Source organism: Nitrospira sp., assembly GCA_029194535.1.
Taxonomy (GTDB): domain Bacteria; phylum Nitrospirota; class Nitrospiria; order Nitrospirales; family Nitrospiraceae; genus Nitrospira_C.
This window is the reverse complement of record JARFXR010000002.1, coordinates 25,096-49,948: the sequence shown is the minus strand read 5'-3', so window position 1 is coordinate 49,948 and position 24,853 is coordinate 25,096. Positions and strand designations below refer to the sequence as shown.

Genomic DNA, 24,853 nt, shown 5'->3' with positions numbered 1-24,853 from the left:
CCCTCAGGCGGTCATTAGACGAGGAGACGCGAGGTGAGTCATTTTCTGTTCATCGCGGGAGCCCTGCGCGAACGAACATCCCAGGAAAGCGCGGAGATCCAACTCTCGAAAGGGGTCTGGGGACTCTGCAGTTCGCTGATCCGGACGAACCTCCAGACCTATCTTGCACCGCACTCTCGCGGGCTGGTCTACGCGCTGAAGATCGGCTTATGCGCCGAGTTCACGATCGTGCCGCCCGTGCGGGACTTCGCCGAACTGGACGACTTTCTCAAGGATGAGTTACGGGCGGAAGCGCGGTTCGGCTACGTGCGGATCGAAGACATTCGCCGTCGAGCCCTGCCTTCGACGGCGAGCCAGGCGGTTCTCCTGGAGGTGCTGCAGATTCCGGATCAGGCGGAACTGGCGCGCCGGCTCAGCCTCGGAATGCATCGCGTGACCCAATCGGAGTTCGACGCGATCGCCGGCAAATTGCCCGACGGGCTCGGCGCGTAACGGCGCCTGGGCTCCCCATGGATGGCCTAAACACGGTTGCCGGTCATGAGGTGGTACGCCTCATCCACCGTGTGGACTTCCTTCACGGCGATATTGAGCCGGAGCGCCAATTCGTTGAGATTCCAGCCGGCGTCGTGAATCTGTCCGCTTGGTATCAGCACCGTGTGATACCCCTCCCGCTTTGCGGCCCGGATCTTGTCGGGGATCCCGCCGACAACGCCGATCCGGCCCTCGCTCTCCAGCGTGCCGGTGACGGCGATGCCCCGCTGAACGCGATCTCCCTTGAAGAGAGCGATGAATCCGACGGCCATGGCCGCCCCGCCGCTCGGTCCGTCGTTCCCTACCGGACGATATGCCGCTCCTCGGACCGTCACGGTGCCCCCGTGCTGGAGACCGGGAGTCCGTTGGATCGCATAGGCGAATGCCTGCGCCATCGCTCCGAGTTGAGTCGCTCCGAAGCGCACGCCGCCCATCACGCATTGCAGCTGCGGTGGGGTAGGCTCGCTCTTGCCGTCCCACGTCATGAGCAGCACTTCGAAAACGCCCTGGTCGTTGGCGTGAATCGCGCCCAACACCGGCAGCTCGACCACGCGCTCGGCCGCGAAGGAAAACGGAAGTGCAATCAGTACGATGCCCAGGCCGGCCGTGATGAGGACGCCGAGCCGGGAGATCGGAAATGGCATTACTCGGACAGACTCCTAGGGAAGGCTGAGTCGTCCAGGAACATGCTCCGGCATCCCATGCATGGGAGTGTAGCAATTTCCGGGTGGGAGTAAAGCCAGAAGATCGTCGCCTTGCCTTGACCCCGGGCATCTCGTATAAGGGCGGCATGCTGGTGCGCGCGTACATCGTTGTTCTGGCGGGCTGGCTGCTGTGGGCCGGTATCGCGATCCCCGTATCTGCGGCACCGTGCCGGATCGAGACCGGTTCGGGACGCGCCGCGGCGGCCCTGAAGAAGCGACTGGGCGCCGATTGTACGGCGCAAGACCGTGAACGGTACAAGCTCCAAGCCGTCGAAGTGCTGGCCGCCATCAAGCAGGGGAAATCGGTTGACCTGGACGGAGTCGTGATCGAGGGCGATCTGCGGTTGAACGAGCTCCATCTCGGGGCCCTTCCTCGCGAGAGCGAACGTCAGCCGATCGTTCCGGCAAGCGTCGCTCGGGTCATTTCCGGCTCTGTTTCCGTGACGCATTCGATCGTCCGCGGGTCGGTGCGGCATGGGGCCGAGCGGGACGCGCTGATCGTCAAGGGAGCCGTCGACCTGACCGGCACGCGATTCGAGCAGCCGGTCGACCTGTCTCATGCGGAGTTCCTGCAGCCGGTGACGCTCTCGGGCGCCGTGTTTCTCCGGGAGAGCTACTTCGTTCGTGCCGGCTTCCTCCACGGCCTGACGGCCGAGGGAACGGCCTTCGGTCCCCACAGCAGATTTCATCGCGCGCGATTTCACGATCGCGCGTCGTTCCGGAACGCACGGTTCAACGGGCTCGCGGAGTTCCTGGAGGTCGAGTTCTATCCGGACGCCGACTTCTCCGGGGCGGGATTCGCATCCGGCACCGGATTTTCCGGAGGTGTCTTTCACGGCGTCGCAGATTTTTCCGACGCCAGCTTCGAACGTGGGGCGTTCTTCACCTTTACGCGATTCGAGGGAGACGCCCGGTTCCGTCGCACGATCTTCCACGCGACTGCGGATTTCGACGACGCACGATTCACGGCGCGCGATGATTTCTCCGACGCGGTGTTCGAACGGGACTCCAGATTCGGCAGAGTCACGCGAGGGGACCGGCCGTCGCCGGCATCGGAGGGCCAGGACCGGCCGATGCAGTACGTGGTAACCCTCGCGTTGCTCGTCCTGAGCGCCTTGTTGATCGCCTACCTGGTCCGATCCCGCTGAGGGGCGATTCCTCGTTGACCACAAGTAATAGGCAGAGGCTTGCTCCGGCCTCCCAAAGCTGGTATAAGGCCCCTTGTGGATAACCAGCTCGACGGAGTGGGTCAGACCGAACTCCCCTACCAGGTTCGCATCGAGAATTTTGAGGGACCGCTCGATCTTCTGCTGCATCTCATCAAGAAGAGCGAGATCAACATCTACGACATTCCGATCGCCCTGATCACCGGCCAATACCTCGACTACCTCGAAACGATGACCGAGTTGAACCTCTCGGTGGCGGGGGAGTTCCTGGTCATGGCGTCCACGCTGCTGCAGATTAAGTCGAAAATGCTGCTTCCAGTCGATGAAGCCGCGGACGACGAGGAAGACGGACCGGACCCGCGCGAGGAACTCGTCCGCCGATTGCTCGAATACAAGACCTACAAGGACGCCGCCCGCCAGCTGGACTCTCAGGAGCGCATGTGGCGGGAAATCTATACCAGGGCGCCGGCGCCGCGCGAAGAGGCGGCTGCGGGCGAGGAGACGCTGGAGGATGTGAGCCTGTTCGATCTGGTGGACGCGCTGCAGGGAATCCTCAATCGGAATCCCGGCAAGTCGCTCATGGAAATCATCCCCGACAACCTCACGGTTCGCGATCGCATGAACACGATTCTTGAAGCGCTGGAGGGACGAGAGTCGGTCAGCTTCGCCGCCCTGTTCGAGGCGTCGTCGCATCGGCTGGTCGTCATCGTCACGTTTCTCGCGCTGTTGGAACTGATCCGGTTGAGGACGGCCCGGGTGTTCCAGGCGGAAAATTTCGGGCCGATCCTGGTCTCGCGCAATTTTTCGTTGGTGCCGGAGCCGGCGGAACTGGACGATTCGGAATGGAGGTAAGCATGAGTTCGACCGAACTGCAGGAGAACGGGTGCATGGATCAGGCGGAGCCGGATCCTTCAGGGCACACCGGTCAGAACTCGGACGATGCCGCCGGTGCGGCGGGGCCGAGCGAGAGCGATGCAGCGGGACAGATGGAACTCACCGCCATTCTCGAGGCCTTGCTGTTCGTATCCGGCGAACCGCTTGCGCTCGCGCGACTGGCTTCGACCATCGGCACCGTATCCAAAGCGGAGGTGCAACAGGCACTCGGCCGGCTTCGGGACCAGCTGGCGCACGACGGCCGAGGGATCCAACTGGTTCAAGTCGCCGGAGGCTATCGGCTTGCGACGAAAGCGGACTGCGCGCCGTGGCTCAAGCGGTTGGAGAAGGCCAAGGCGGCTCAGCGCCTCTCGCGATCCGCGCTGGAATCGCTGGCGATCATCGCGTACAAGCAGCCGCTGGTTCGTGCGGAGATCGAGGAGATCCGGGGAGTGGAAACCTCGGGCGTCATTCGCACGTTGTTGGAGCGAAAGCTCGTCCGCATCGTCGGGCGGAAGGAAGTACCGGGCCGGCCGATCATGTACGGCACCACCAAATATTTCCTGGAGCATTTCGGCCTGCAAGACCTCAGTCAGCTGCCTCCGCTTCGCGAGTTCAAAGAACTGGGTGAGGCGGAACAGGCTATGTTGCCCATCGAAGAAGTCACGATGGTCGGCGAGCAGCAAGCGGAAACGGTCGATGCGTCCGAGCCGGCTTCTGCTTCCACGGAGCCGTTTCAAGCCGAAGAAGGGGAGACGGCGGAGGAAATGGCGATGGTTGCCGGGAGTGCTCCCGCGTTCGTCAGCGAATCGGTCGAGCACGCTTAGCCGTGCGGCAGACAAGAGATGGCAAGTTGGATCTGTGAAACTGACCCACAACCTCGTCGTTCCTCGCCTTGACTCTCTTTCCGCGGCTTTGCTAGACTCCACAATCTTGTTCTAAGTTATTGAAAGAGGCTGGTTCTTCGCTTCATCGATGTCTGTCACACGAGGCAATATTTTATGATCAACGCATGGCTCATGGATGAGATGTTTCGGTTCGATCGCGCGCCGCTGTGGGCGGAGGGAAACCCGGGCGAATGGGGCGCCGGTGATTCGATCGCCGAAGAAGAAGAGTTACCTCCGGCGCCGGCCAACGTCGCGGCCAAGTGCGGAAACGGCCGTATCACGATCACATGGGATCCCGTGCCGGATGCCATGTACTACAACTTATATTTTCAAACGACCAAGGGCGTCCAGATCAAGTTTTCGGAGCTCACCAGGCCGATTGCCGGGGCGGCCGATTTCAAGGCCGTCATCGGCGTGAAGAAGGACAAGGCGACCTGTCTTGAAGGCGCGCAGTCGCCGTTCGTGCACGACGACCTGGCCAACGGCACCTGCTACCACTACGTCGTGACGGTGGTGACCCCGAAGGGAGAAAGTCAAGAGTCGCAGGAAGTCATGGCGATCCCCTCGCCCTACCTGCTGGCCATGAACCTCGGCTCGGAAGGGGTGGATGACGGAGAGTTCAGCTCGCCTACCGGGATTGCGCTGGACAAAGAGGGAAATATCTACGTCGCGGATACCGATAACCACTCGATCCAGAAATTCGACAAATCCGGAAAGTTCCTCGCGCGCTGGGGCGGAGAGCCCTCGTCCCAGGAGGGGAGTTTTTACTATCCGCGCGGTCTCGCAGTCGGCGCGAACGACACCCTGTATGTGTCCGACAGCGGCAACAACCGGGTGCAAAAGTTCGATCTCGAGGGCAACGTCATGCAGGCCTGGGGCAAGTTCGGCTTTGCTTGGCGCGGTGCTGAAATGGGCGTCTTCGACGTGCCCTGGGGTGTGGCGACGGACCAGGAGGGCAATCTCTACGTTTCGGACACGAGCAATTCCAGAATTCAGAAGTTCAAGGCCGACGGATCGCCCCTGCTGAAATGGGGACGGGACGGCAGCTTCGACGGAGCGTTTTTCTTTCCTCGCGGGGTGGCGGTCGATTTCGTCGGCAACATCTTCGTCGCCGACGAGAGTAACAATCGTATCCAGAAGTTCGATGCTCGGGGCAGCTTCCTGTCCAAGTGGGGCCGCGAGGGCTCCGGGCCGGGACAATTCAAGGCACCGTGGGGCGTCGCCTGTGACGCGGTCGGCAACGTCTACGTCGTCGACACTGGAAACCATCGGATCCAAAAGTTCGACGGCAACGGGACCTTCTTGTGCGCGTGGGGCAACCGAGGCAAGACGGAGGGGCAGCTCAATTTTCCCTACGGGATCGCTGTCGACAAGGAAGGGTGCGTCTACGTCGTCGACAGCGGCAACAACCGGGTGCTCAAGTATGTTCCGACCGAGGAGGAACTCAGCCGGGGCCACGAGGCCGCCGCCGCGCAGGAGCCGACCGAGGCTCCGGCGCCGCACAGTGTCGTGGTCAAGGCCGGTGACACGGAGATCTTCGTCAGCTGGATGGAGGTGCCGGGCGCCGTGTCCTACAACCTCTACTTCAATACTTCCCAGGGCCTGACTAAACCGACCGGAACGAAGATCGAAGGTGTGACCAATCCATTCACCCACACGGGCTTGACCAACGACACCCCCTACTTTTATGCAGTCGCGGCCGTCTTCGAGAGTGGGACCGAAAGCGAATTGTCGGCCGAGGTCACCGCGATGCCGGTGCTCATCGACGTGACGGCTCCGCAGAACGCCTACGCCGTCATCAACCACGGCGCATTCATGACGAATTCGCCGGAAGTGGTGGTGACGATTTCCGCCAACGACGTCGACACGGGCGTCGGAGCGTATTTCATTTCCGAAGCGCCGCTGACCCCCATGGCGGGCACGCCCGGATGGGTCGACGTGACGCCGGCGCTCAAGTTCGGTGCGACGATTCCCTTCATTCTCTCGTTAGGCGACGGCCCGAAGACGGTCTACGTCTGGTTCAAGGATATCGGCGGCAACGTGTCCACGCCGGCCGCGGCCGGCATTCTGGTCAACACGTCGGGCTACCTCTGCGTCGCCAAATGGGGCCGTCCGGGCCGCGGCGCCTCGCTGCTCCACGGCGGCGAATTCATGGCTCCGATGTACGGCCTTTCGGTGGACCAGCAGGGGTCCCTGTTCGTGGTCGACAACGGGAACAACCGCATCCAGAAATTCGACAACGCTGGCAACTTCATCATCCTCTGGGGAAATTTCGGCTCGGCTAACGCGAATTTCCACAATCCCACCGGCATCGCCTGCGACGGCAAAGGAGATGTCTGGTCCGTGGACACCAACAATCATCGGGTGCAGAAGTTCGACGGCAAACTCGGCGGCTACGTTCTGAAGTTCGGCTCCAGGGGGAACGGCGAGGGGCAGTTCAATTCGCCCTGGGGGATCGCGGTCGACCGGGTGCGAGGCTATGTGTATGTCGTGGACAGCGCCAATTTCCGCGTGCAGAAATTCGACATGACCGGAGAATTCGTCATGTCGTGGGGGAGCTTCGGCAACGCCGACGGACAGTTCTACTTCCCGAGAGGCGTGGCGGTCGATCAGTCGGACGGCTCGGTCTATGTCGTCGACATGGGCAACCACCGCGTGCAGAAGTTCGACACCAGCACCAACGTCCTGCCGCAATTGCTCACCAAGTGGGGCGGCAGTTCGGAGCCAGGGCACGCCAGCAGCCAGTTGGCCCAGGAAGCGGGACAATTGCGTTCGCCGTGGGGCGTGGCCGTCGACGGAGCGGGCGACGTGTACGTCACCGATACGGGCAACCACCGGGTCGAAAAGTTCGACAGGGAAGGTAATTTCATCACCCAGTGGGGCGGGTACGGCAACGGAGACGGGCAGTTCAATTTCCCGTACGGGATCGCGGTCGATGCGAAAGGCAGCGTGTTCGTGGTCGACAGCGGCAACACACGTGTGCAGCAGTTCATGCCCGCCGACGAAGGCAGCGAGCGGCTGCAGGAGGAATCCGAGGCGGCGGCAGAAATTGCGAAGGCGCAAGGCGCGACGAGCGCCTAGGCTTGCCCGAGTTGAACCCATACGGGCGGGTACCTCAGAGGGTAGTCGAGGGGACGTATGCTGGATAAGGAACCGCGTCTGGGCCTGACCTACGACGACGTGATTCTCGTGCCCGCCAAGTCGGCGGTGCTGCCGAGCGAAGTCGACGTTCGGACGCAACTGACCCGTAACATCCAGATCAACGTGCCTATCATCAGTTCGGCGATGGATACCGTGACGGAATCCCGCATGGCGATCGCCATGGCGAGGGAAGGAGGGCTCGGGATCATTCATCGCGTGCTCTCTCCCGCCGATCAAGCCGCCGAGGTCGATCGGGTGAAGAAGTCCGAAAGCGGTATGATTCTCGATCCCGTCACCATTTCTCCGGACGAAACAATCCGCGATGCTCACCAACTGATGGCAAAATACCGCATCTCCGGCATTCCCGTGACCAAGAACAAGAAGCTTGTCGGCATCTTGACCAACCGCGATCTCCGGTTCGAAACCCGACTGGAACTCAAGGTGTCGCAAGTTATGAAGCGGGATAAGCTCGTCACCGCGCCGGAAGGGACCAGCCTGGAGAAGGCGCGCGAGATCCTGCACGAGCATCGCATCGAAAAACTGCCGGTCGTGAACAAGCAGGGAGACCTGAAGGGCTTGATCACGATCAAGGACATCGAAAAACGCATCAAGTATCCCAACGCCTGCAAGGACACACACGGGCGGCTTCGCGTCGGGGCGGCCGTGGGGGTCGGTCCGGACACGGAGGATCGTGTCGCCCAGGTGAAGCGCGCCGGAGTGGACCTGGTGGTCGTCGATACGGCGCACGGCCATTCTCAGGCGGTGCTGGACGTGGTGAAGCTGATCAAGAAGCAGCACCCGACCTTGGAAATCATCGCCGGCAATATCGCGACCGCCGAAGCCGCCAAGGATCTCCTCAAGGCCGGGGTCGACGCCGTGAAGGTGGGGGTGGGCCCCGGGTCCATCTGTACCACCCGGATCGTGTCCGGTTCCGGCATGCCTCAATTGACGGCGATCGCCGATTGCGCCAAGGCGCTCGCCGGCAGCGGCGTGCCGATCGTCGCTGACGGGGGCATCAAGTTCTCAGGCGACATCTCCAAGGCGCTGGCGGCGGGGGCTTCGACTGTCATGCTCGGCGGCTTGCTGGCCGGCACGGAGGAATCGCCCGGCGAAACGGTCCTGTACCAAGCGAGGACCTACAAGGTCTATCGCGGGATGGGCTCCATCGGGGCGATGGAGCGCGGGGGTGGAGATCGCTATGGTCAGAGCGGGCGCCCGGCGCAGAAATTGGTGCCGGAAGGCATCGAAGGACGGGTGCCTTACAAAGGTCCCATCTCCGCCGTGATGTATCAGTTGGTCGGGGGAGTGAAATCGGGAATGGGTTACTGCGGATGCAAGACGATTCCGGAGCTGCAGCGGAAGGCGGCTTTCATCAGGCAGACGGTGGCAGGCCTGCGCGAGAGCCATGTGCACGACGTGATCATCACGAAAGAAGCGCCGAACTACCGAATGGATTGGGAATAGCCCCGCGTGAATCGTCCTTCGTGAAGCGTCTCTCGCAATCAAGATTCAGCTCCCCTTACTAAACGAACGACGCTTCACGCGTCACGAATGACGCTCCATGGAACTTTGGCACAATAGGATCCTCGTCCTCGATTTCGGCTCGCAGTACACCCAGCTGATCGCGCGGCGTATTCGCGAAGCCGAGGTCTACTCCCAAATCCTTCCCTGCACGGTCCCGCTCGCGACGATTCTGGCCTATCGCCCGCAAGGCATCATACTGTCCGGAGGACCATCGAGCGTCTATGAAAAGAAGGCGCCGACCGTGCCGAAGGAACTCTTCGACCAGGGCATTCCCATTCTCGGCATCTGTTACGGCATGCAGTTGGTGACGCATGTGTCCGGCGGCGAGGTCGCCCGGTCCAAGCACCGCGAGTTCGGCCGCGCCGATCTGGTCATCGACGACGCGAGCGGCCTCTTTCGCGGCATCGGCGAGGGCGGGGTGACGACGGTCTGGATGTCCCACAGCGATCGCATCGAGCGGATGCCGCCGGGATTCCGGTCCATCGCCCATACGGACAATTCCCCCGTCGCGGCGATGAAGCGCGAGGACCGGAAGCGCCGCGTCTATTGCCTGCAGTTTCATCCCGAAGTCGCGCATACCCCGGAAGGGGCGACACTCCTCCGCAACTTCGTCTACGAGATCTGCGGCTGCAAGCCGACCTGGACGATGCGGTCCTACGCGGACAGCGCCGTGGAAGAGATTCGCCGGCAGGTCGGCAAGTCCCGCGTGATCTGCGCGTTGAGCGGCGGGGTCGATTCGTCGGTCGCGGCGGCCTTGACGCACCGGGCGATCGGCGATCAGTTGACCTGCATCTTCGTCGACAACGGAGTGCTGAGAACAGGCGAACGGGACCAGGTCCAGAAGACCTTTGCCTCACAGTTGCACCTGAATCTTCGGATCCTCGATCGGACCGAGCAGTTTCTAGCCGGCTTAATGAACGTGACCGACCCGGAGCGCAAGCGGAAGATCATCGGCCGGTTGTTCATCAGGAATTTTGAGGCCGAGGCCAAGAAGCTGAAGGACATCAGGTATCTGGTCCAGGGGACGCTCTACCCGGACGTGATCGAAAGCGTGAGCTTCAAGGGACCGTCCGCCACGATCAAGACCCACCACAACGTCGGCGGCCTGCCGGCTCGGATGAGACTCAAGCTGATCGAACCGTTGCGCGAGCTCTTCAAGGACGAAGTGCGGGTGTTGGGGAAAGAACTGGGCTTGCCGGACGAGATTATCTGGCGGCAGCCGTTCCCCGGTCCCGGTCTCGCGATTCGAGTCCTGGGATCGGTCACGATGGAACGGCTGATGATGCTGCGGGCGGCGGAAACCATCGTCGATCAGGAGGTCAGAGCCGCGGGACTCTATCGCGAGATCTGGCAGGCGTTCGCCGTACTGCTGCCGATCCGGACGGTCGGCGTCATGGGCGATCAGCGGACCTACGAGCACGTCGTCGCGATTCGCGCGGTGACCAGTCTGGACGGGATGACGGCCGATTGGGCGAAAATTCCCAACGATGTGCTGGGTCGGATGTCGAACCGCATCATCAACGAAGTGAAGGGCGTGAACCGGGTCGTGTACGACATCAGCTCGAAACCGCCGTCAACGATAGAATGGGAATGACGGAAGGCTAAGGTCGAGGTGAAGGTTAAGTGGGGTAATGCCCTCAGCCTCAACCTTAACCTTCGCAGCCATATGGAAGTTCGGCTACAAAAACTGATTGCCGGGACCGGTCTCGCGTCCCGGCGGAAGGCAGAGGCGCTGATCTCGGCGGGCCGGGTGACCGTCAACGGCAAGGTCGTCACGGAACTCGGCACCAAAGTCGATCCGAGCCGCGACCACGTCAAGGTGGACGGCAAGCATCTCAGCGCGGCGCAGCCGTTCGTTTATCTGTTGCTGCACAAGCCCAAGAACGTCATGTCTACCCTGGACGACCCGGGCGGCCGGACGACGGTGAAGGACTACCTGCGCGGAGTCTCGGTTCGAGTGTTTCCGGTGGGCCGTCTGGATTTCGACAGCGAAGGGCTGATGCTGCTCACGAACAATGGCGATCTGGCCCAAGCGCTGTTGCATCCCCGCTACCATGTGCCCAAAACCTACCTTATCAAGGTCAAGGGTGTGGCGACGGACGAAGAGATCCGTCAATTGGAGCGCGGCGTGAAACTCGAAGACGGCATGACCGGCCCGGCGACGGTCAAAAAGATCAAAAAAGCCGAGCAGAATTCCTGGTTGGAGGTCACCATCCGGGAGGGACGCAAACACCAAGTGAGACGGATGCTGGAGGCGGTCGGCCATCCGGTGATCAAGCTCGTGCGGGTCAAGATGGGGCCGCTGACGCTCGGCAACCTCGCCCCCGGCGAGTTTCGGTTTCTGACCGACCGGGAGGCGAACGCTCTGCGCGAGTTGGTCGAGAGGCGACTGACGTCCGATGAAGGACAGGAGTCTCTTGCGCCGCGCCGTCAGAGGCCGGCCAAACGTGAAGGCTGGGCCCGTCCGAAGAGAGCGAAGAAGAGTCGCGGCCGGGCCGCATGATCTTTAATATTTGAAGACGATCAAAAAGGTCTTCCAGCAAGGCCGCAGCGAGCACAGAGGCGAAGCGTACTTTGGGCCGTACGTTAAGCCTCTAAGCGATGCGAGAACGAAGCTGGAGGACTTTTTCATCGTCTGATATCGTCTGATAAGGAAGGCGCGATCAGCATGAAAATCCGGACACATCGTTGCGGTGAGTTGAACGGTTCCCATGTGGGCCGGTCGGTCGTCTTGAACGGCTGGGTCCAGCGGCGCCGAGATCACGGGACCGTGATGTTCATCGACTTACGCGACCGTACCGGCATCACGCAGGTGGTGTTCAACGCCGAGCGCAACGAAGCGGTGCATAAAGCCGCCCATACGTTGCGGAGCGAATGTGTGGTCTCGGTGACCGGTCAGGTCATGGCCAGACCGGCGGAATCAAAGAATCCTAACCTGCCGACGGGCGACGTGGAGGTGTTCGTCGACGCCGTCGAGATTTTGAACGAGGCCAAGACGCCGCCGTTTCTCATCGAAGACGAGGCCGACGTCACGGAGTCGATCCGGCTCAAGTACCGTTATCTGGATTTGCGCCGGCCGAAGATGCAGCGGCTGTTGAGCCTGCGCCACGGCATCGCGCAGGCCGTGAGGGCGTTCCTGAACGCCGAGTCGTTTCTCGAAGTGGAGACGCCCATTCTCACCAAGAGCACGCCGGAAGGAGCGCGGGACTACCTCGTTCCAAGCCGTGTGAATGCCGGACAGTTTTTCGCCCTGCCTCAATCCCCGCAGCTGTTCAAGCAGGTCCTGATGGTCAGCGGTGTGGACCGCTACTACCAGATCGCCCGCTGTTTTCGGGACGAGGATCTCCGCAACGACCGCCAGCCGGAATTCACGCAGGTCGATGTGGAAATGTCGTTCGTCGATCGTGAGCAGGTCATGAGCCTGATGGAGCGCATGATCGTCGCGGTGTTTGCGGACGCGGGCGGCGTGCGGCTGCCGACCCCCTTTCCGCGAATGACCTATGCCGATGCGATCGGCCGTTACGGATCCGACAAACCCGATCTCCGGTTCGAGATGCCGCTGTATGATGTCACGACGTTCGGCGTGGGCAGTGAATTCAAAGTGTTCAAAGAGGCGGCGACGAAGGGCGGGATCGTCAAGGCGCTGATCGTCAAGGGTGCGGCGACGATGCCTCGAAGCCGCATCGACGCATTGGGGGAGTCCGCCAAGAGCTTCGGGGCGAAAGGGCTTGCCTGGCTGAAGATCACCGCCGAGGGCCAGTTGGAATCTGTGATCGCCAAGTTTCTCGACCCCAAGGCCTTCGGCACCGCACTGCCGGACGCGAAACCGGGAGACCTGGTGCTGTTCGGCGCCGACAAGCCTGCCATCGTTCATGACGTGCTCGGACGCATCCGGCTCGCGTTGGGCGAAGAATTGGGCCTGATCGACAAGACCGCCTGGAAACCTCTGTGGGTGACGGAATTCCCCTTGCTCGACTATTCGCCGGAAGAGAAGCGGTACATCTTCATGCACAATCCGTTCGCCGCGCCGATGGACGAGGATGTGCAGCTGCTCGACAGCGAGCCGGTCAAAGTCAGGGCTAAGGCCTACGACATGGTGCTTAACGGCAACGAGATCGGCGGCGGCAGTATCCGCAACCACCGCAGCGAAGTGCAGCTGCGGATTCTGGATCTGCTGGGCATCGGCAAGGACCAGGCCCAGGCGAAGTTCGGATTTCTGCTTGAGGCTCTCGACTACGGCGCACCGCCCCACGGTGGCATTGCCTTCGGCCTGGACCGGCTCATCATGCTGCTGGGCGGCGCCGATTCGATTCGCGACGTGATCGCATTCCCCAAGACCCAGCGTGCCCAATGTCCGTTGACCGACGCACCGTCTGCCGTCAGTGCCGAGCAGTTGAAAGAGCTGCGGATCAAGCTCGATCTCGTCGAGTAGCCCTGTCGCACTGTTAGCGAGGAGCCTCTCAACCGATGCCTGCCAATACGTTCGGCCGTATCTTTACCGTGACGTCGTTCGGCGAAAGTCACGGGCCTGCGATCGGCTGCGTCGTCGACGGCTGTCCTCCGGGCCTGGCTCTTGCCACCGAGGACATCCAGAAGGACCTCGACCGGCGCAAGCCGGGCACCTCCCGTCATGTGACGCAACGGCAAGAAACCGATGCCGTGGAGATTCTCTCCGGTCTGTTTGAGGGGAAGACGACCGGTACGCCGATCGCCCTGCTGATCCGAAACCAGGACGCCCGCGGCAGGGACTACGGCAACCTCGTCGACACCTTCCGTCCCGGCCATGCCGACTATACCTATTGGCAGAAGTATGGCATCCGCGATCACCGCGGTGGCGGGCGGGCTTCGGCCAGGGAAACGGCGGTACGGGTCGCGGCCGGCGCGATCGCACGAAAATGGCTCAACGAGAAGTACGGTGTCGTCATCCGGGGATATCTGAGCCAACTCGGGCCATTATCCATTCCGTTCAAGAGTTGGGAGGCGGTGGGAGCGAATCCGTTCTTCGCGGCGGATCCCGGCATGGTGGACAAGCTCGAATGCTTTATGGACGAGCTGCGCAAGTCCGGCGATTCCGTCGGCGCGCGGATCACCACCGCGGCCGAGCATGTGCCGGTCGGATGGGGCGCGCCGGTCTACGCGAAATTGGACGCCGATCTGGCCGCGGCCATGATGAGCATCAACGCGGTGAAGGCGGTGGAGATCGGCGCGGGGTTCGCCTCGGTGGCTCAGCGTGGCTCAGAACACGGCGACGAGTTGACCCCTGAGGGATTCGCCACCAACCATGCCGGAGGGATTCTCGGGGGCATTTCGACCGGCCAAGACATCGTGGTCAGCATCGGGATTAAGCCCACGTCCAGCATCCGGCTGCCCCGGCGGTCCATCGACAAGCAGGGCAACGCCGTGACGGTTGAAACCAACGGACGCCACGATCCCTGCGTCGGGCTGCGCGCCACGCCGGTCGCGGAAGCGATGCTGGCGCTGGTCTTGATGGATCATGCGCTCCTTCATCGCGCGCAAAACGCGGACGTCAGGACGCCGACCCCGAAAATTGCCGGATCCGTCGAGAATCCGAGCGCGCCAAGTACGAGCAAACCTACCGCAAAGCTGAATCCGGAACCCTACGAAGCGTAACCCCTCGATTCAGGCATGCCGTCATTCTCTGCCTACGAAGGTCCAATCCTCGACATCCGCAACGCCACCGTCTATCGCGGGGACACCTGCGTCTTCGACGATCTTACCTTCTCACTGGAAGAAGACCGGCACACGGCCATTCTCGGGCCAAACGGCGCCGGCAAGTCCACCATCCTCAAGCTGCTGGCCGGCGAAGTGCATCCGGTCGCGGACGACCGCCTGTCGATCCGCGTGTTCGGAGAGGCTCAGTGGAGCGTGTGGGACGTGCGCAAACGGCTCGGGATGGTCTCGCACGATCTACAGCACCGGTACTTGGACGAAGTCACCGGGCTGAAAGTCGTCCTGTCGGGTTTTTACGCCAGCATCGGCATCTATGAGCGGCAGGGCTTCAACTACGGCCAGCTGGCCCGGGCCGACGAGATCCTCGCGGATCTGGGCGCACAGGGACTCAGAGACAAGCCGTTCGGCGAGATGTCCACGGGAGAGCAGCGCCGCTGTTTGCTCGGCCGGGCGCTGGTGCATGATCCGCCCGCGCTCGTGCTGGACGAGCCGACCAGTGGTCTCGATTTGACCGCCACGTTTCACTACCTGGATCTGATCCGGCGGCACATGCGGCATGGAAAAACCGTGCTGCTCGTCACGCACCATATCCATGAAATCCCGCCGGAGATCAACCGGGTGGTGCTGCTGAAGCGGGGCAAGATTCTTCAGGACGGAGAGAAGCGGGAGGTGCTGACGGATCGGAACCTGTCCGAGCTATTTGACTGTCCCGTGACGCTCGCCCGCGCCAACGGCTGGTACCAGGCTTTCCCAGGACGTTGAAACGACCCGTCAGGGACTGGCTCCGGAGGACGCGGAGGACGGGGTCAGGAACCATTTGTCGGAACGACCCGCCGGGCGCTGTGCGCAAATGGTTCCTGACCCCTTGGGCCAATCGCTTTTCTGTTCCTCTGTAAACATCATTCAAAGCGCTCGTTTCGAGGAACGTACAGTACGAGAAGCAGCGGCCGGTAGTGGGTCAGTTTCCTCTTGCGTCATGCCCGCGAAGGCGGGCATCCACTCCGAGAGCGAGACTCCATGCTGAGGAGAATGCCTTGACTGGATTCCCGCTTCCGCGGGAATGACAAACTTCAGTGCTTTTATGGATGACTAACTGACTCACTACCAAGAGGCCTCCGTTGTTGATCGAACCCTAACCTGATGTTATAGTGCCGCTGGTTTTACAGCAGATGGAGTCCATTGGCATGTCGTCATCGATGAAGACACCCCTTCTGCAACGTATCACCATTGAGCCTGGGAAATGCGGCGGGCGTCCTTGTATCCGCGGCTTGCGTATCCGCGTGCAGGACATCCTCGATATGCTGGCGGCTGGTACCTCCGAGGAAGAGATCCTGCATGACTATCCCTACTTGGAGCGCGACGATATCCGCGCAGCCATGGCCTATGCCGCCGCGTATTTGAACCATAGTATCGTGCCCGCACGGTCTGGATGAAGTTCCTCGTTGACGCGAATCTCCCACCCGGCCTTGCGACTTGGCTCTGCGAGCACGCACAAGAATCGATTCACGTTTGTGATCAGCCTGGTTTGACTTTCGACGATCGCGCGGTCTTCGAATTCGCCCGCCGAAACGACTATATCATCATGACAAAGGACGAGGACTTTGCCACGCTGGCCACACTTGTCGATGGTCCAGCATCCGTAGTCTGGTTGCGATTGGGCAATGCCACGAATACTGCTCTTCGGAATTGGTTGGAACCGCTGCTTCCGGATATCCTGCAACGCCTTGCCGCTGGCGAGACACTTATCGAGGTGGTCTAAGCCTCTTTCGAAGGCCCTTGGCCGCTCGCCCGAAAGCTGGCTTGCGATGCAATACAACTATGATCTTTGGCAGGCAAGGCAACGTGTGAAGCTCGGTAATGTCGGCAGAGTCAAACTCACGGCGACATGACCCCTTGCGCTACCCGGCCCGCTGCGAGCACGACGCAATGGGGGTCTTGCTTCGTGCATCACCGCGCGCGACGGAACAGCAGGGACGGGTGTCTTTCTAGACGCCTCGTGGGCATTTAAGACTCCCGAGCCCTTTTCGTGACCCAGGAGTAAAGTTGTATCTCAACAGGTTCCGTGGTCACTTTTAAAACGTGACGTAAGTATTGAGGTAGAAGTAGTTTGATGGCATGCGATAGTGATCGTAAAGATCATGGAGCCACGAAAATGCGAACGTCAGGTCCTCCTTCGCCACCTAGTTGATTTGAGGGCCGAGACCGTATGACTGGCTCCTTACGGCGCTGGTGTTGAGATTCAGCAAGTTGAGAGCGGCGGCTGCTGTGGGACCTGGGTGGTCATTGGCGACTTGCGAGTAAAAGTAACCATGCAGACCGATGGACAGGAAACTCGTCACAAATTGGTTGGCTACGTACTCAAGGTGGAATTCAGGAGCGGTCCAGTAATCGGTATGCGAGTTGGTTGTGTTGGCCATCAGACCTCCCGTCACGGACAACTCCGTCCCCGATTTTTCGTGAAAAAAGGTGAGCGCCAGATTTGTGTCGAAACTCCAGTAACCCCGGTTGAGGTTCAAGGGGCTGTTCGAGTCCCACCCACCGGTTGGCATATAGATCAATTCGAAGGTGGCCAAGGAGAAATCGTCACTTAATTTCCAGACAAAATACGCCGGAATGAGGCCAGACGTACCGAATCCGGAATTGCTGGCTGCGGACTGTGGTGATCGGTTCGGAGTGGTGAGCGTCGATTGTAAGGAGGCCGCGGCGACAGAGAAAAAACCACCGATGGAAAAGGTGGCATCGCCCAGAACTGGTTTCTTGAAAGTGTAGAGGCCCAACGGCGCCACAAAACCTTGCTGAACGTTCACGTCTACGAGCGCCTGGTTGTTAATTACGGCTCTGTCTATCTTGCTAGAGACATAGCCCGCATAGTTGACCAGCTGAAACGAGCTAGGTTTGGGTTGCACAGCCACGAGCACATCGCCATACGTGCCTGGAAAATAGTTGCTGCTCGCGCCTTCGGCTGCGTGAGCCGTCTGGATCTCCGCCCACGCCCAAATCATGGAGACGATTACTAAACCCTTGAAGAGTAGATGGGCATGAGTCCTGCCGCACGTGCCCTTCTGAAACGCGTTGTCGGGTGAATTGGTCTGACCGCCTATGTCGCGGAAAAATGAGTTCATACTACCCATAGTGTGCTGATGCATCCTCCTAAGATCCCTCACTTTAGAGAATAGCCCTTGAACTCTTCTCCAGGTTTTGTGTTCGGGTATTTCTGCAGTCCCATCTGGTACTTCATGACCTCCCGGAAGATCGGCGCAAAGATCCAGCCATGGGTCAACTGTGTGCTGAAGAGGTTCCAGTCCTCGTGCGGATCACTGCTCAGGTCGTAGGTTAACGGGAACTGCGGCTTGACGATGGGCTTGTCCACTCCTTCGGAGTAGCGCAGGATCATCTTGTAAATCTTCCACTTGACGGACATCAGCTCACCGTCAGGGCCGAAGAGCATGTAGGAGTCTCGACCCGTGGCCGGGGCCTTGCCCAGCAGGAAGGCGGAGGCATCAATGCCGTCAATCGGGCGGTCCATTGGCACCAGGTCCGAGGCACCGACTAGTCCAGCAAAGGTGGGCAGCCAGTCAGCTGCGGCGAGCATTTCTTCGGTGACGACCCCCGCCGGCACCTTCCCGGGCCATCGAACTATCCCCGCAGTCCGGTAGCTCCCTTCAAACGGCACATTGAAGAAGTCCCCTCGCCAAGGCCCGCTGGATCCTCCCTGGCTGGCCACCAGGGACGCGCCGTTGCCGTTGTCGCTGGTGAGCACCACAAGCGTGTTATCGTCGATGCCCGCTTCCTTGATGGCATCAAGGATTTGCCCGATGCGAAAGTCCATCTCACCAAGAAGGTCAGAATAGACTCCGCCGCGCTGCGCCGATTTGCCCACAAAGTTCGGGTTCACCATGAAGGGCGGATGCAACTCCGAATACCCAACATAGACGAAGAACGGCTTCTTTGCGGCAGCCTCCCGCTTGATGAAGTCAATCGTCTTTGGAACGAGGTATTTCTCGTCCACGACGGGCCGCACGTTCAAATCAAGCGGCATGACCGGAGTGGAAGGCTGACCCTTCTTGCCTTCCCAGATCATGGGTGGCTTCATGCCCGATTCCTTGAAGAGCGGGTAGCTCGTGTACCCGGCTTCATCCCAACTATCCTGCACGCCCCACCACTCATCGAACCCTTGATCGTTCGGCAGCCGGCCTGGGGCGTTACCGAGATGCCACTTGCCGTACAGGGCGGTGGTATAGCCGGCCTGAGACAACAGCTCGGCGGTGGTAAATTCCCAGGGAGCTAGGCCATAGTGGCCCTGTCCAGGCAAGGGCACGGTGTACGTGCCAGATCGGACCGAGTAGCGTCCGGTCATGATGGCGGCCCGTGATGGTGTGCATTGCGCCTCGACGTTGTAGTTGTTGAAGCGGATACCTTCGCTTGCCAGCTTGTTGATGCGGGGAGTGGGGGTGGTTCCGCCGTAGACGCCGAAATCACCCCAGCCGACGTTGTCGACCAAGATGAAGACGATGTTGGGCTTATCGGCCGCAAATGTGGCCGGGGGCAGTGCCCACGTTGCAGCCGATACAAGACAGAACATAAACTGTTTGAACTTTCCCATCGTGTCCTCCTCACCTCATCCCGAGAGGAGGCGAGTCTGCCCCAAAAAGATGAGAATAACAACCGTCAATATCTACAGTACTCCTATCGACATGCCGGGGGAAAAAAGGGGTCGGGAGTCTTTGTTTGCGGGGGTGAAAAAGGGGTCGGGAGTCTTTATTTGACACCGTCCGCGGACTACGCTGCGATAAAACAAATGGCGGATAAAACAAAGGGGTCGTAAAACAAAGGGGTCGGGAATCGTTTCGATGATCGGATGGCAATTAAGACTCCCGACCCCTTTCCTGTGTCCAATGCACTTCAGCATGCCCGACCTATCAAGGGGACTCGGCCACAGTCCCCCCCCTCGAGTTACTCAGACTGAAAGTTTTATGCTGACTCTCCGTGGACCGCGGAGGGCTTCAGACGCTATTGATTTCCTCTGAAATTCGGCATATCAATCCGGCAAACAACCCAAGAACCGTATTTGCCGAGCTGGGATAACCACAGAGGAGAAAGAGATGAAAAGAGATACGGACCAAGTTGCTTCCATATCGCGTCGCGATTTGCTGCGGATGAGCGGCTTCGGAGCGATAGGACTTAGTCTGGGCTTGGGCTCTGTTGCACAGAGCCTGGCTTCTTCGCGCCGCGCCGTCCACAGCCCCAGAAGCAGCTCGGGCCCATACAACATTCTTTTCCTTCTGACCGACCAAGAGCGATTTTTCCGCGCCGGAGAACTCCCGAGCGGCTACCGATTGCCCGCCCATGAGCGGTTGATGAAACAAGGCACGACGTTCCTGAATCATCGAATCAATTCCTGTGTCTGTACCCCCTCGCGATCCGTGCTCTACACGGGGCAGCACATCCAACATACCCGCATGTTCGATAATACCAATTTCCCGTGGATCAGCAGTCTGTCAACCGATGTCCGGACTGTGGGCCACATGCTTCGGGATGCGGGGTACTACACCGCCTATAAAGGCAAGTGGCATTTGACCAAGGAATTTGAGACCGTCAACAAGCTGAGCGCACCGACAAAGATTTTTACCCAGGAGATGGAGGCCTATGGCTTTTCCGACTACTTCGGGGTGGGCGACATCATTGCGCATACGCAAGGCGGATACCTCCATGACGGTATCTTTGCGGCGATGGGCGGCAGTTGGCTGCGGGGGAAGGGACGAGAGTTGGCTGCGGAAGGGAAGCCCTGGTTCCTCGCGGTCAACTTCGTGAATCCCCACGACGTGATGTTTTATGACACTGATGCGCCTGGCTCTCCCGTCCAAGCGAAACGAGGCCTGACGCATGTGGCGCGTGATCCGGCCGATCCTTTATATGCGAAGCAGTGGAACTTCACGCTTCCGCCAAATCATGCGCAGCCGCTGGATGCGTCGGGCCGCCCGCCCGCACACCGGGATTTCCTCCGTTCACATGATGCCCTGGTCGCGCCGATCCCGAACGAAGAAGCTCGCTGGCGGAGACGGCATAACTACTATCTCAATTGTCTTCGCGATGTGGACCGGAACATTGCGACCGTGCTGTCCGAGCTCGATGCATCAGGACTCGCAAACCGGACGATTATCATCCTCACCGCAGACCACGGGGACCTTGATGGCGCGCACCAGCTCCATGCCAAAGGGGCAGCGTCATATCGGGAACAAAACCATGTACCGCTGATTATCTGTCACCCGGCTTATGCGGGCGGCACGCGATGCCCTGCCGTCACATCGCATCTCGATTTGGCCCCGACGTTGCTTCGATTTACAGGCATACCCGAAGACCGCCGGGTGAAGATTGCGAAAGATCTCCCGGGCAAAGATTTGTCTGTCTTACTCGCTGATCCTGAACGCGCCGACGTGCACACCGTCCGGGAGGCCGCGCTCTTCAACTACAACATGCTCGCCTACCTCGACGGCGATTTTCTCTACAAGGCTGTTGAGTACATCCATCAGGGGGGGAAACCCGCCGAGTTGAAGGCAGCAGGCATCGTGCCAGACATGACAAAACGAGGCGCGGTACGCTCTATCTATGATGGACGGTATATGTTTGCGCGGTATTTCTCACCGAAGCAGCATAATAGGCCGACGAGTCTGGAAGATCTCTACCGGTTCAATGATGTCGAGCTGTACGATCTCCAATCAGATCCCTTAGAGATGAACAACCTTGCCATGAGTGGCAAGCAGCATCACGAGCTGGTCGTGGCCATGAACGAGAAACTCAATCGACACATCGACGCGGAGGTCGGTGAGGACCGAGGACAGATGCTCCCCGGAGGAGTGGAAGCGGGATGGGAAGTGACGCCGGAGACGATGGCCCCGTAAGGTGTCTCCATACCTTCACCGAGGGACACAGTTATCACAGATCACATGAATGGGTTCCCAATGCAAGGCAGGGGCTTTCTCTATACCCCTTATTTGGATATCCATCACACTCAGCGGTTGGGCGCCGGCAGTGACCGGCATGGTGGTCGGTTTCATCACAAGGGCAAACAACGAAAGCGCTATGATTGTTAAGACCACTTTTGTATAAAGATCAATTTGCATCCCTACGCCTCCTTGTTAATCAGTGGGCAACCGCAATCATTTGTTTTTGAACAATTCGCAGGTTGCGCCAAAGCACTAAAGACATCGACTTCTCAATACTCATGGGTTGTTGGCCAATCATGGCATATTCTGTAGAGCCCTGTGCTAAATTTGTGCTGAACGCCGTCCGAATCGGTGAGCACCACTGGAACCAATAGGATGCCAATCATCCTCCCAAAGTATGGCATTCATATGAAGGAACTAAAAGGGGTCGGGAGTCTTTGTTTGATACCGTCCGCGGACTACGCTGGAAGACGTCATGCTTCGTCGTCCACCGCTGGCTCTCGGTGGTCTCGGCTGTCATGTGTTGAATCCTCACGTCGGTCGACCGCCGTTGTTTGAGAAGTCCGCCGACTCTGCTGCGTGTGAGAAGATTTCAGCCGAGGCCTACGGGCGCACGTTCACCACCTGGCCCAGCGCCTGGCCGATTGACCGGCCACGCAAGTGGGCGGCACGGGTGAATCGGCCGCGCGGAGTGTCGGAACGAGAGGCGCTTCGGATCAGTGCGCAGCGGGGTTGGCCAAAGGGCTCGTGAGAAAGGACTTCCCCCCTGGCCTTATCCGCCTCCCAACACGACGTGGAAGGTGAGGTCCGCGTCGATGCGGCGGATTTTTACCGAGACGCGCTGCCCTGGCGATGTCCGTTCGATCAGATAGTTCTTCAGCTGAGCCGCATCCAGAATTTCGGTCTCTTCGATCGCGATCAATAAATCATGCTTCTGGATGCCGGCCGATTTGGCCGGCTCTCCCACATCCTTGACCGCAATCCGCCATTTGGTGCCGTCCTTCACGGTCGTCATGTGGATGCCGAGCTTCGAGAACGCCAAGGGCTTGCCGCTCAGCGCGGCGTTGACCATGCGCTCCGCCAGCGTCGTCGGAATGGCGAATGCGAGGCGGCTGCAATGACCCTGGAGCTCGTCTTTTTCCGTCTGGATGATGGCGTGCATCACCCCGACGACTTCGCCCGCGGCGTTGAAGAGCGCTCCGCCTGAATTACCGCTGCAGACAGACAGGTCGGTCTGCATGAGGCGTGTATCGACCGTCTGGAGAAAGGTATTGGCGTTGCCGATCCGTCCGAACGCCATCGTCGGTCCCCAGCCCAGCGGATAGCCGACGGTAAACACATCCGTGCCTGGTCCGGCTTCGCCGGTAGCGAAGGGAGCCGAGGCGGCGAGCGTGGGCCGGTCCTTTTCGTTCAGCCGATAGACGACAACGTCCAGATAGGCGCTGTCGCCGACCAATTGAGCGACGAGCTCGTGCAGGTCGGATGTCAGGACGTGGATGATTTTGGCAATAGTCGGCCCTGACGGACCATTCTTTTCGACTGCGTGACGGGCGGTGACGATGTAGCCGTCGCGCAGATGGAACCCGGTGCCTCGGACGGCGATTCGTCCGGGTTTTTCTGGGGTGCGGGGGTCTTGCGTATCTTCTAACACGCCGACAGTGGCGCGTTTGGCCTGCTCGAGAACGGCCGTTTGGTCAAATGTGCCTGCCGACGATGGAGTAGGCAGCCCGACAATCATGACACAGGCTGCTACTACTTGAAGACGCCACAACATCACGTGAAGACACCTCCTTCAACATTTGTGCATCGCGCGTGCGCCTGTTGACGCCGCTATTTTTTCCGAAACCCGAAAAACGCTCCCACGGCCCCGGCGCCGGCGGATGGCAAGTATCCGGACAGAGTCTGTCTCAACCCTTGAGCCCCTTGCTGGATGGAAGCGGCAGCCTGGCCGACCTGGGTTTCCACGGATCCCCAGTCCAGATCGATCCAGCCCGAGTGTTTCAAGAGGGTGATGGAGGCGAGGGTGCCGCCGACGATCAGCGCTGCGATTCGCACGAATCGACGGAAGGCCCAACCGATGAAGTACCCACCCAAGTAACTGCCGCCGAACCGGGCGGCATCCGGCGAGGCGAAGTTCGTGACCCAAGCGATCAGGGCGCCGACCGTGGCGACCGACACCGCCACAAACGACTTGGCCGTCCATGGCCCATCCGCCATCAGCGTCTCGAAGAATCCCCGCGGCGCAGGTGAGGATCCTCCCGGGTCGTCGTCGAGCGGCTCCTTCACAAGCCCTTACCGGAAAAAGTGTCGCACGTTCGTGGATCGCCCGACTCCAGCCCTCGGCGGAGCCAGGTCATCCGTTGCTCCGAGGAGCCGTGGGTCCAGCTTTCCGGTCGGACGTAGCCTTGGGACGTTCTCTGCAATTGATCGTCTCCGATGGCCGCCGCGGCGCGCAGACCTTCCTCGAAGTCTCCCGGCTCGATGAGATTGCGTTCGCGCTTGGCGTGGTGACCCCAGACACCGGCGTAACAGTCGGCCTGGAGTTCCATCCGGACGGACAGGGCGTTGCCCTCGGTTTCCGACGTCCGGCGCTGCAGCCTGTTGACTCGCTCGGCCGTGCCCACAAGATTTTGCACGTGATGGCCGACCTCATGGGCGATCACGTAGGCCTGGGCAAAATCGCCCGGCGCGCCGAGGCGGTGAGACAGTTCGTTGAAGAACGACAAGTCGAGGTAGACCTTGTGATCGCCGGGGCAATAGAAGGGGCCGACGGCGGACGACGCAGTGCCGCAAGCGGATTGCACCGCGCCGGTGAACAGCACCAGTCGCGGTTCTTCATAGGGGCCCCCGAGCGCCGGCAGGAGTTGGCCCCAGGTCCGTTCAGTATCCGCCAGCACGACGGAAGCGAATTTTCCCAATTCATCGGACGGAGGTCCGGTCGGCGCCGATTCTTGAGTCAATTCCGGCGACATGCTTTGGACTCCGCCGAGCATTTCCAGAAGTGCGAGTGGATTGGTTCCGGTAAAGTAGCTGACTGCCAACACGAGGACGATCCCGCCGAGTCCGAGCCCTCCGACGCCGCCCACGCGCGCCGGTCCCATGCGACGACGGTCTTCGACGTTGTGGCTTTCCTGTTGACCTTCCCAGCGCATGGGTCTCTCCGACAGATTCTTGGTCGTCATGGAATCACATCTGATAGGGAAGGATCAACACCTGCGGTCGTGGGTCAGCTTTCTCTTGCGTCATACCCGCGAAGGCGGGCAGCCAGATCCCCGATCAAGCCTGCATCCTGACCCGAAAGCCTTGACTGGATTCCCGCTTCCGCGGGAATGACCAACGTCAGTGCTTCTGAAGGCAATCTGGTCCACGGTGCACCTGCCTGGGGCGGCCGC

21 protein-coding genes are annotated in these 24,853 nt (G+C 60.3%); 14 read left to right on the top strand and 7 right to left on the bottom strand.

The genetic code is table 11. The features are described 5' to 3' along the window. Window positions 1-33 precede the first annotated feature (33 nt). Window positions 34-492 carry a hypothetical protein gene (locus P0111_11640; GenBank protein ID MDF0644678.1) on the top strand — a complete coding sequence of 153 codons (459 nt, stop codon included), beginning with the start codon at window positions 34-36 and terminating at the stop codon, window positions 490-492. A gap of 26 nt (window positions 493-518) precedes the next feature. Here P0111_11640 and P0111_11635 read toward each other — a convergent pair whose 3' ends face one another. Continuing rightward, a complete protein-coding gene (locus P0111_11635; GenBank protein ID MDF0644677.1) occupies window positions 519-1,175 on the bottom strand; it encodes a hypothetical protein in 657 nt (218 codons plus the stop codon). A gap of 83 nt (window positions 1,176-1,258) precedes the next feature. Here P0111_11635 and P0111_11630 point away from each other — a divergent pair, with 83 nt between their 5' ends. From P0111_11630 to P0111_11575, 12 genes are all read left to right on the top strand, one after another. Further along, window positions 1,259-2,383: a pentapeptide repeat-containing protein gene (locus tag P0111_11630; protein MDF0644676.1), complete on the top strand. Its 1,125-nt coding sequence runs from the start codon at window positions 1,259-1,261 to the stop codon at window positions 2,381-2,383. A gap of 75 nt (window positions 2,384-2,458) precedes the next feature. Next, window positions 2,459-3,253, top strand: a complete 795-nt coding sequence (locus P0111_11625; protein MDF0644675.1) for a segregation/condensation protein A — start codon at window positions 2,459-2,461, stop codon at window positions 3,251-3,253. 2 nt (window positions 3,254-3,255) lie between these two features. Continuing rightward, the gene (gene scpB, locus P0111_11620) at window positions 3,256-4,101 is read left to right on the top strand and encodes an SMC-Scp complex subunit ScpB (GenBank protein MDF0644674.1); all 846 of its coding nucleotides are present in this window, start codon (window positions 3,256-3,258) and stop codon (window positions 4,099-4,101) included. Window positions 4,102-4,275: 174 nt separating this feature from the next. Next, entirely contained in the window at window positions 4,276-7,242 is a 2,967-nt protein-coding gene (locus P0111_11615) for a 6-bladed beta-propeller (protein ID MDF0644673.1), read from the top strand. A 57-nt stretch (window positions 7,243-7,299) separates the two neighbouring features. Then, window positions 7,300-8,766 carry an IMP dehydrogenase gene (guaB, locus tag P0111_11610; protein MDF0644672.1) on the top strand — a complete coding sequence of 489 codons (1,467 nt, stop codon included), beginning with the start codon at window positions 7,300-7,302 and terminating at the stop codon, window positions 8,764-8,766. 97 nt (window positions 8,767-8,863) lie between these two features. Then, window positions 8,864-10,420 carry a glutamine-hydrolyzing GMP synthase gene (gene guaA / locus P0111_11605; GenBank protein MDF0644671.1) on the top strand — a complete coding sequence of 519 codons (1,557 nt, stop codon included), beginning with the start codon at window positions 8,864-8,866 and terminating at the stop codon, window positions 10,418-10,420. A 72-nt stretch (window positions 10,421-10,492) separates the two neighbouring features. After that, window positions 10,493-11,329 (top strand): pseudouridine synthase, encoded by an 837-nt coding sequence (locus P0111_11600; GenBank protein MDF0644670.1) that lies wholly within the window; start codon window positions 10,493-10,495, stop codon window positions 11,327-11,329. Window positions 11,330-11,494: 165 nt separating this feature from the next. Further along, on the top strand, window positions 11,495-13,258 hold the full coding sequence (gene aspS / locus P0111_11595) for an aspartate--tRNA ligase (GenBank protein MDF0644669.1): 1,764 nt from the start codon (window positions 11,495-11,497) through the stop codon (window positions 13,256-13,258). Window positions 13,259-13,293: 35 nt separating this feature from the next. Next, window positions 13,294-14,457 carry a chorismate synthase gene (gene aroC / locus P0111_11590; protein ID MDF0644668.1) on the top strand — a complete coding sequence of 388 codons (1,164 nt, stop codon included), beginning with the start codon at window positions 13,294-13,296 and terminating at the stop codon, window positions 14,455-14,457. A gap of 15 nt (window positions 14,458-14,472) precedes the next feature. After that, the gene (locus P0111_11585) at window positions 14,473-15,279 is read left to right on the top strand and encodes an ATP-binding cassette domain-containing protein (protein MDF0644667.1); all 807 of its coding nucleotides are present in this window, start codon (window positions 14,473-14,475) and stop codon (window positions 15,277-15,279) included. 422 nt (window positions 15,280-15,701) lie between these two features. Then, on the top strand, window positions 15,702-15,950 hold the full coding sequence (locus P0111_11580; GenBank protein MDF0644666.1) for a DUF433 domain-containing protein: 249 nt from the start codon (window positions 15,702-15,704) through the stop codon (window positions 15,948-15,950). Next, complete coding sequence (locus tag P0111_11575; GenBank protein MDF0644665.1) at window positions 15,947-16,276, top strand: DUF5615 family PIN-like protein; 330 nt, start codon at window positions 15,947-15,949, stop codon at window positions 16,274-16,276. The genes P0111_11580 and P0111_11575 overlap by 4 nt, the downstream gene beginning before the upstream one ends. Window positions 16,277-16,697: 421 nt before the next feature. Here the strand turns inward: P0111_11575 and P0111_11570 are convergent, their stop codons facing one another. Next, on the bottom strand, window positions 16,698-17,648 hold the full coding sequence (locus P0111_11570) for a transporter (protein ID MDF0644664.1): 951 nt from the start codon (window positions 17,646-17,648) through the stop codon (window positions 16,698-16,700). Window positions 17,649-17,677: 29 nt separating this feature from the next. Beyond that, on the bottom strand, window positions 17,678-19,120 hold the full coding sequence (locus P0111_11565) for an arylsulfatase (protein ID MDF0644663.1): 1,443 nt from the start codon (window positions 19,118-19,120) through the stop codon (window positions 17,678-17,680). A gap of 499 nt (window positions 19,121-19,619) precedes the next feature. Between P0111_11565 and P0111_11560 the strand changes: the two genes are divergently transcribed. Then, entirely contained in the window at window positions 19,620-21,416 is a 1,797-nt protein-coding gene (locus P0111_11560) for a sulfatase-like hydrolase/transferase (GenBank protein ID MDF0644662.1), read from the top strand. A 15-nt stretch (window positions 21,417-21,431) separates the two neighbouring features. Here P0111_11560 and P0111_11555 read toward each other — a convergent pair whose 3' ends face one another. From P0111_11555 to P0111_11540, 4 genes are all read right to left on the bottom strand, one after another. Beyond that, complete coding sequence (locus P0111_11555) at window positions 21,432-21,638, bottom strand: hypothetical protein (GenBank protein MDF0644661.1); 207 nt, start codon at window positions 21,636-21,638, stop codon at window positions 21,432-21,434. 595 nt (window positions 21,639-22,233) lie between these two features. After that, window positions 22,234-23,235, bottom strand: coding sequence for a trypsin-like peptidase domain-containing protein (locus P0111_11550; protein MDF0644660.1), 1,002 nt, complete (start codon window positions 23,233-23,235; stop codon window positions 22,234-22,236). Window positions 23,236-23,291: 56 nt separating this feature from the next. Next, window positions 23,292-23,747, bottom strand: a complete 456-nt coding sequence (locus tag P0111_11545) for an FUN14 domain-containing protein (protein MDF0644659.1) — start codon at window positions 23,745-23,747, stop codon at window positions 23,292-23,294. Further along, window positions 23,744-24,643, bottom strand: coding sequence for a zinc metallopeptidase (locus tag P0111_11540; protein ID MDF0644658.1), 900 nt, complete (start codon window positions 24,641-24,643; stop codon window positions 23,744-23,746). The genes P0111_11545 and P0111_11540 overlap by 4 nt, the downstream gene beginning before the upstream one ends. Window positions 24,644-24,853 lie beyond the last annotated feature (210 nt).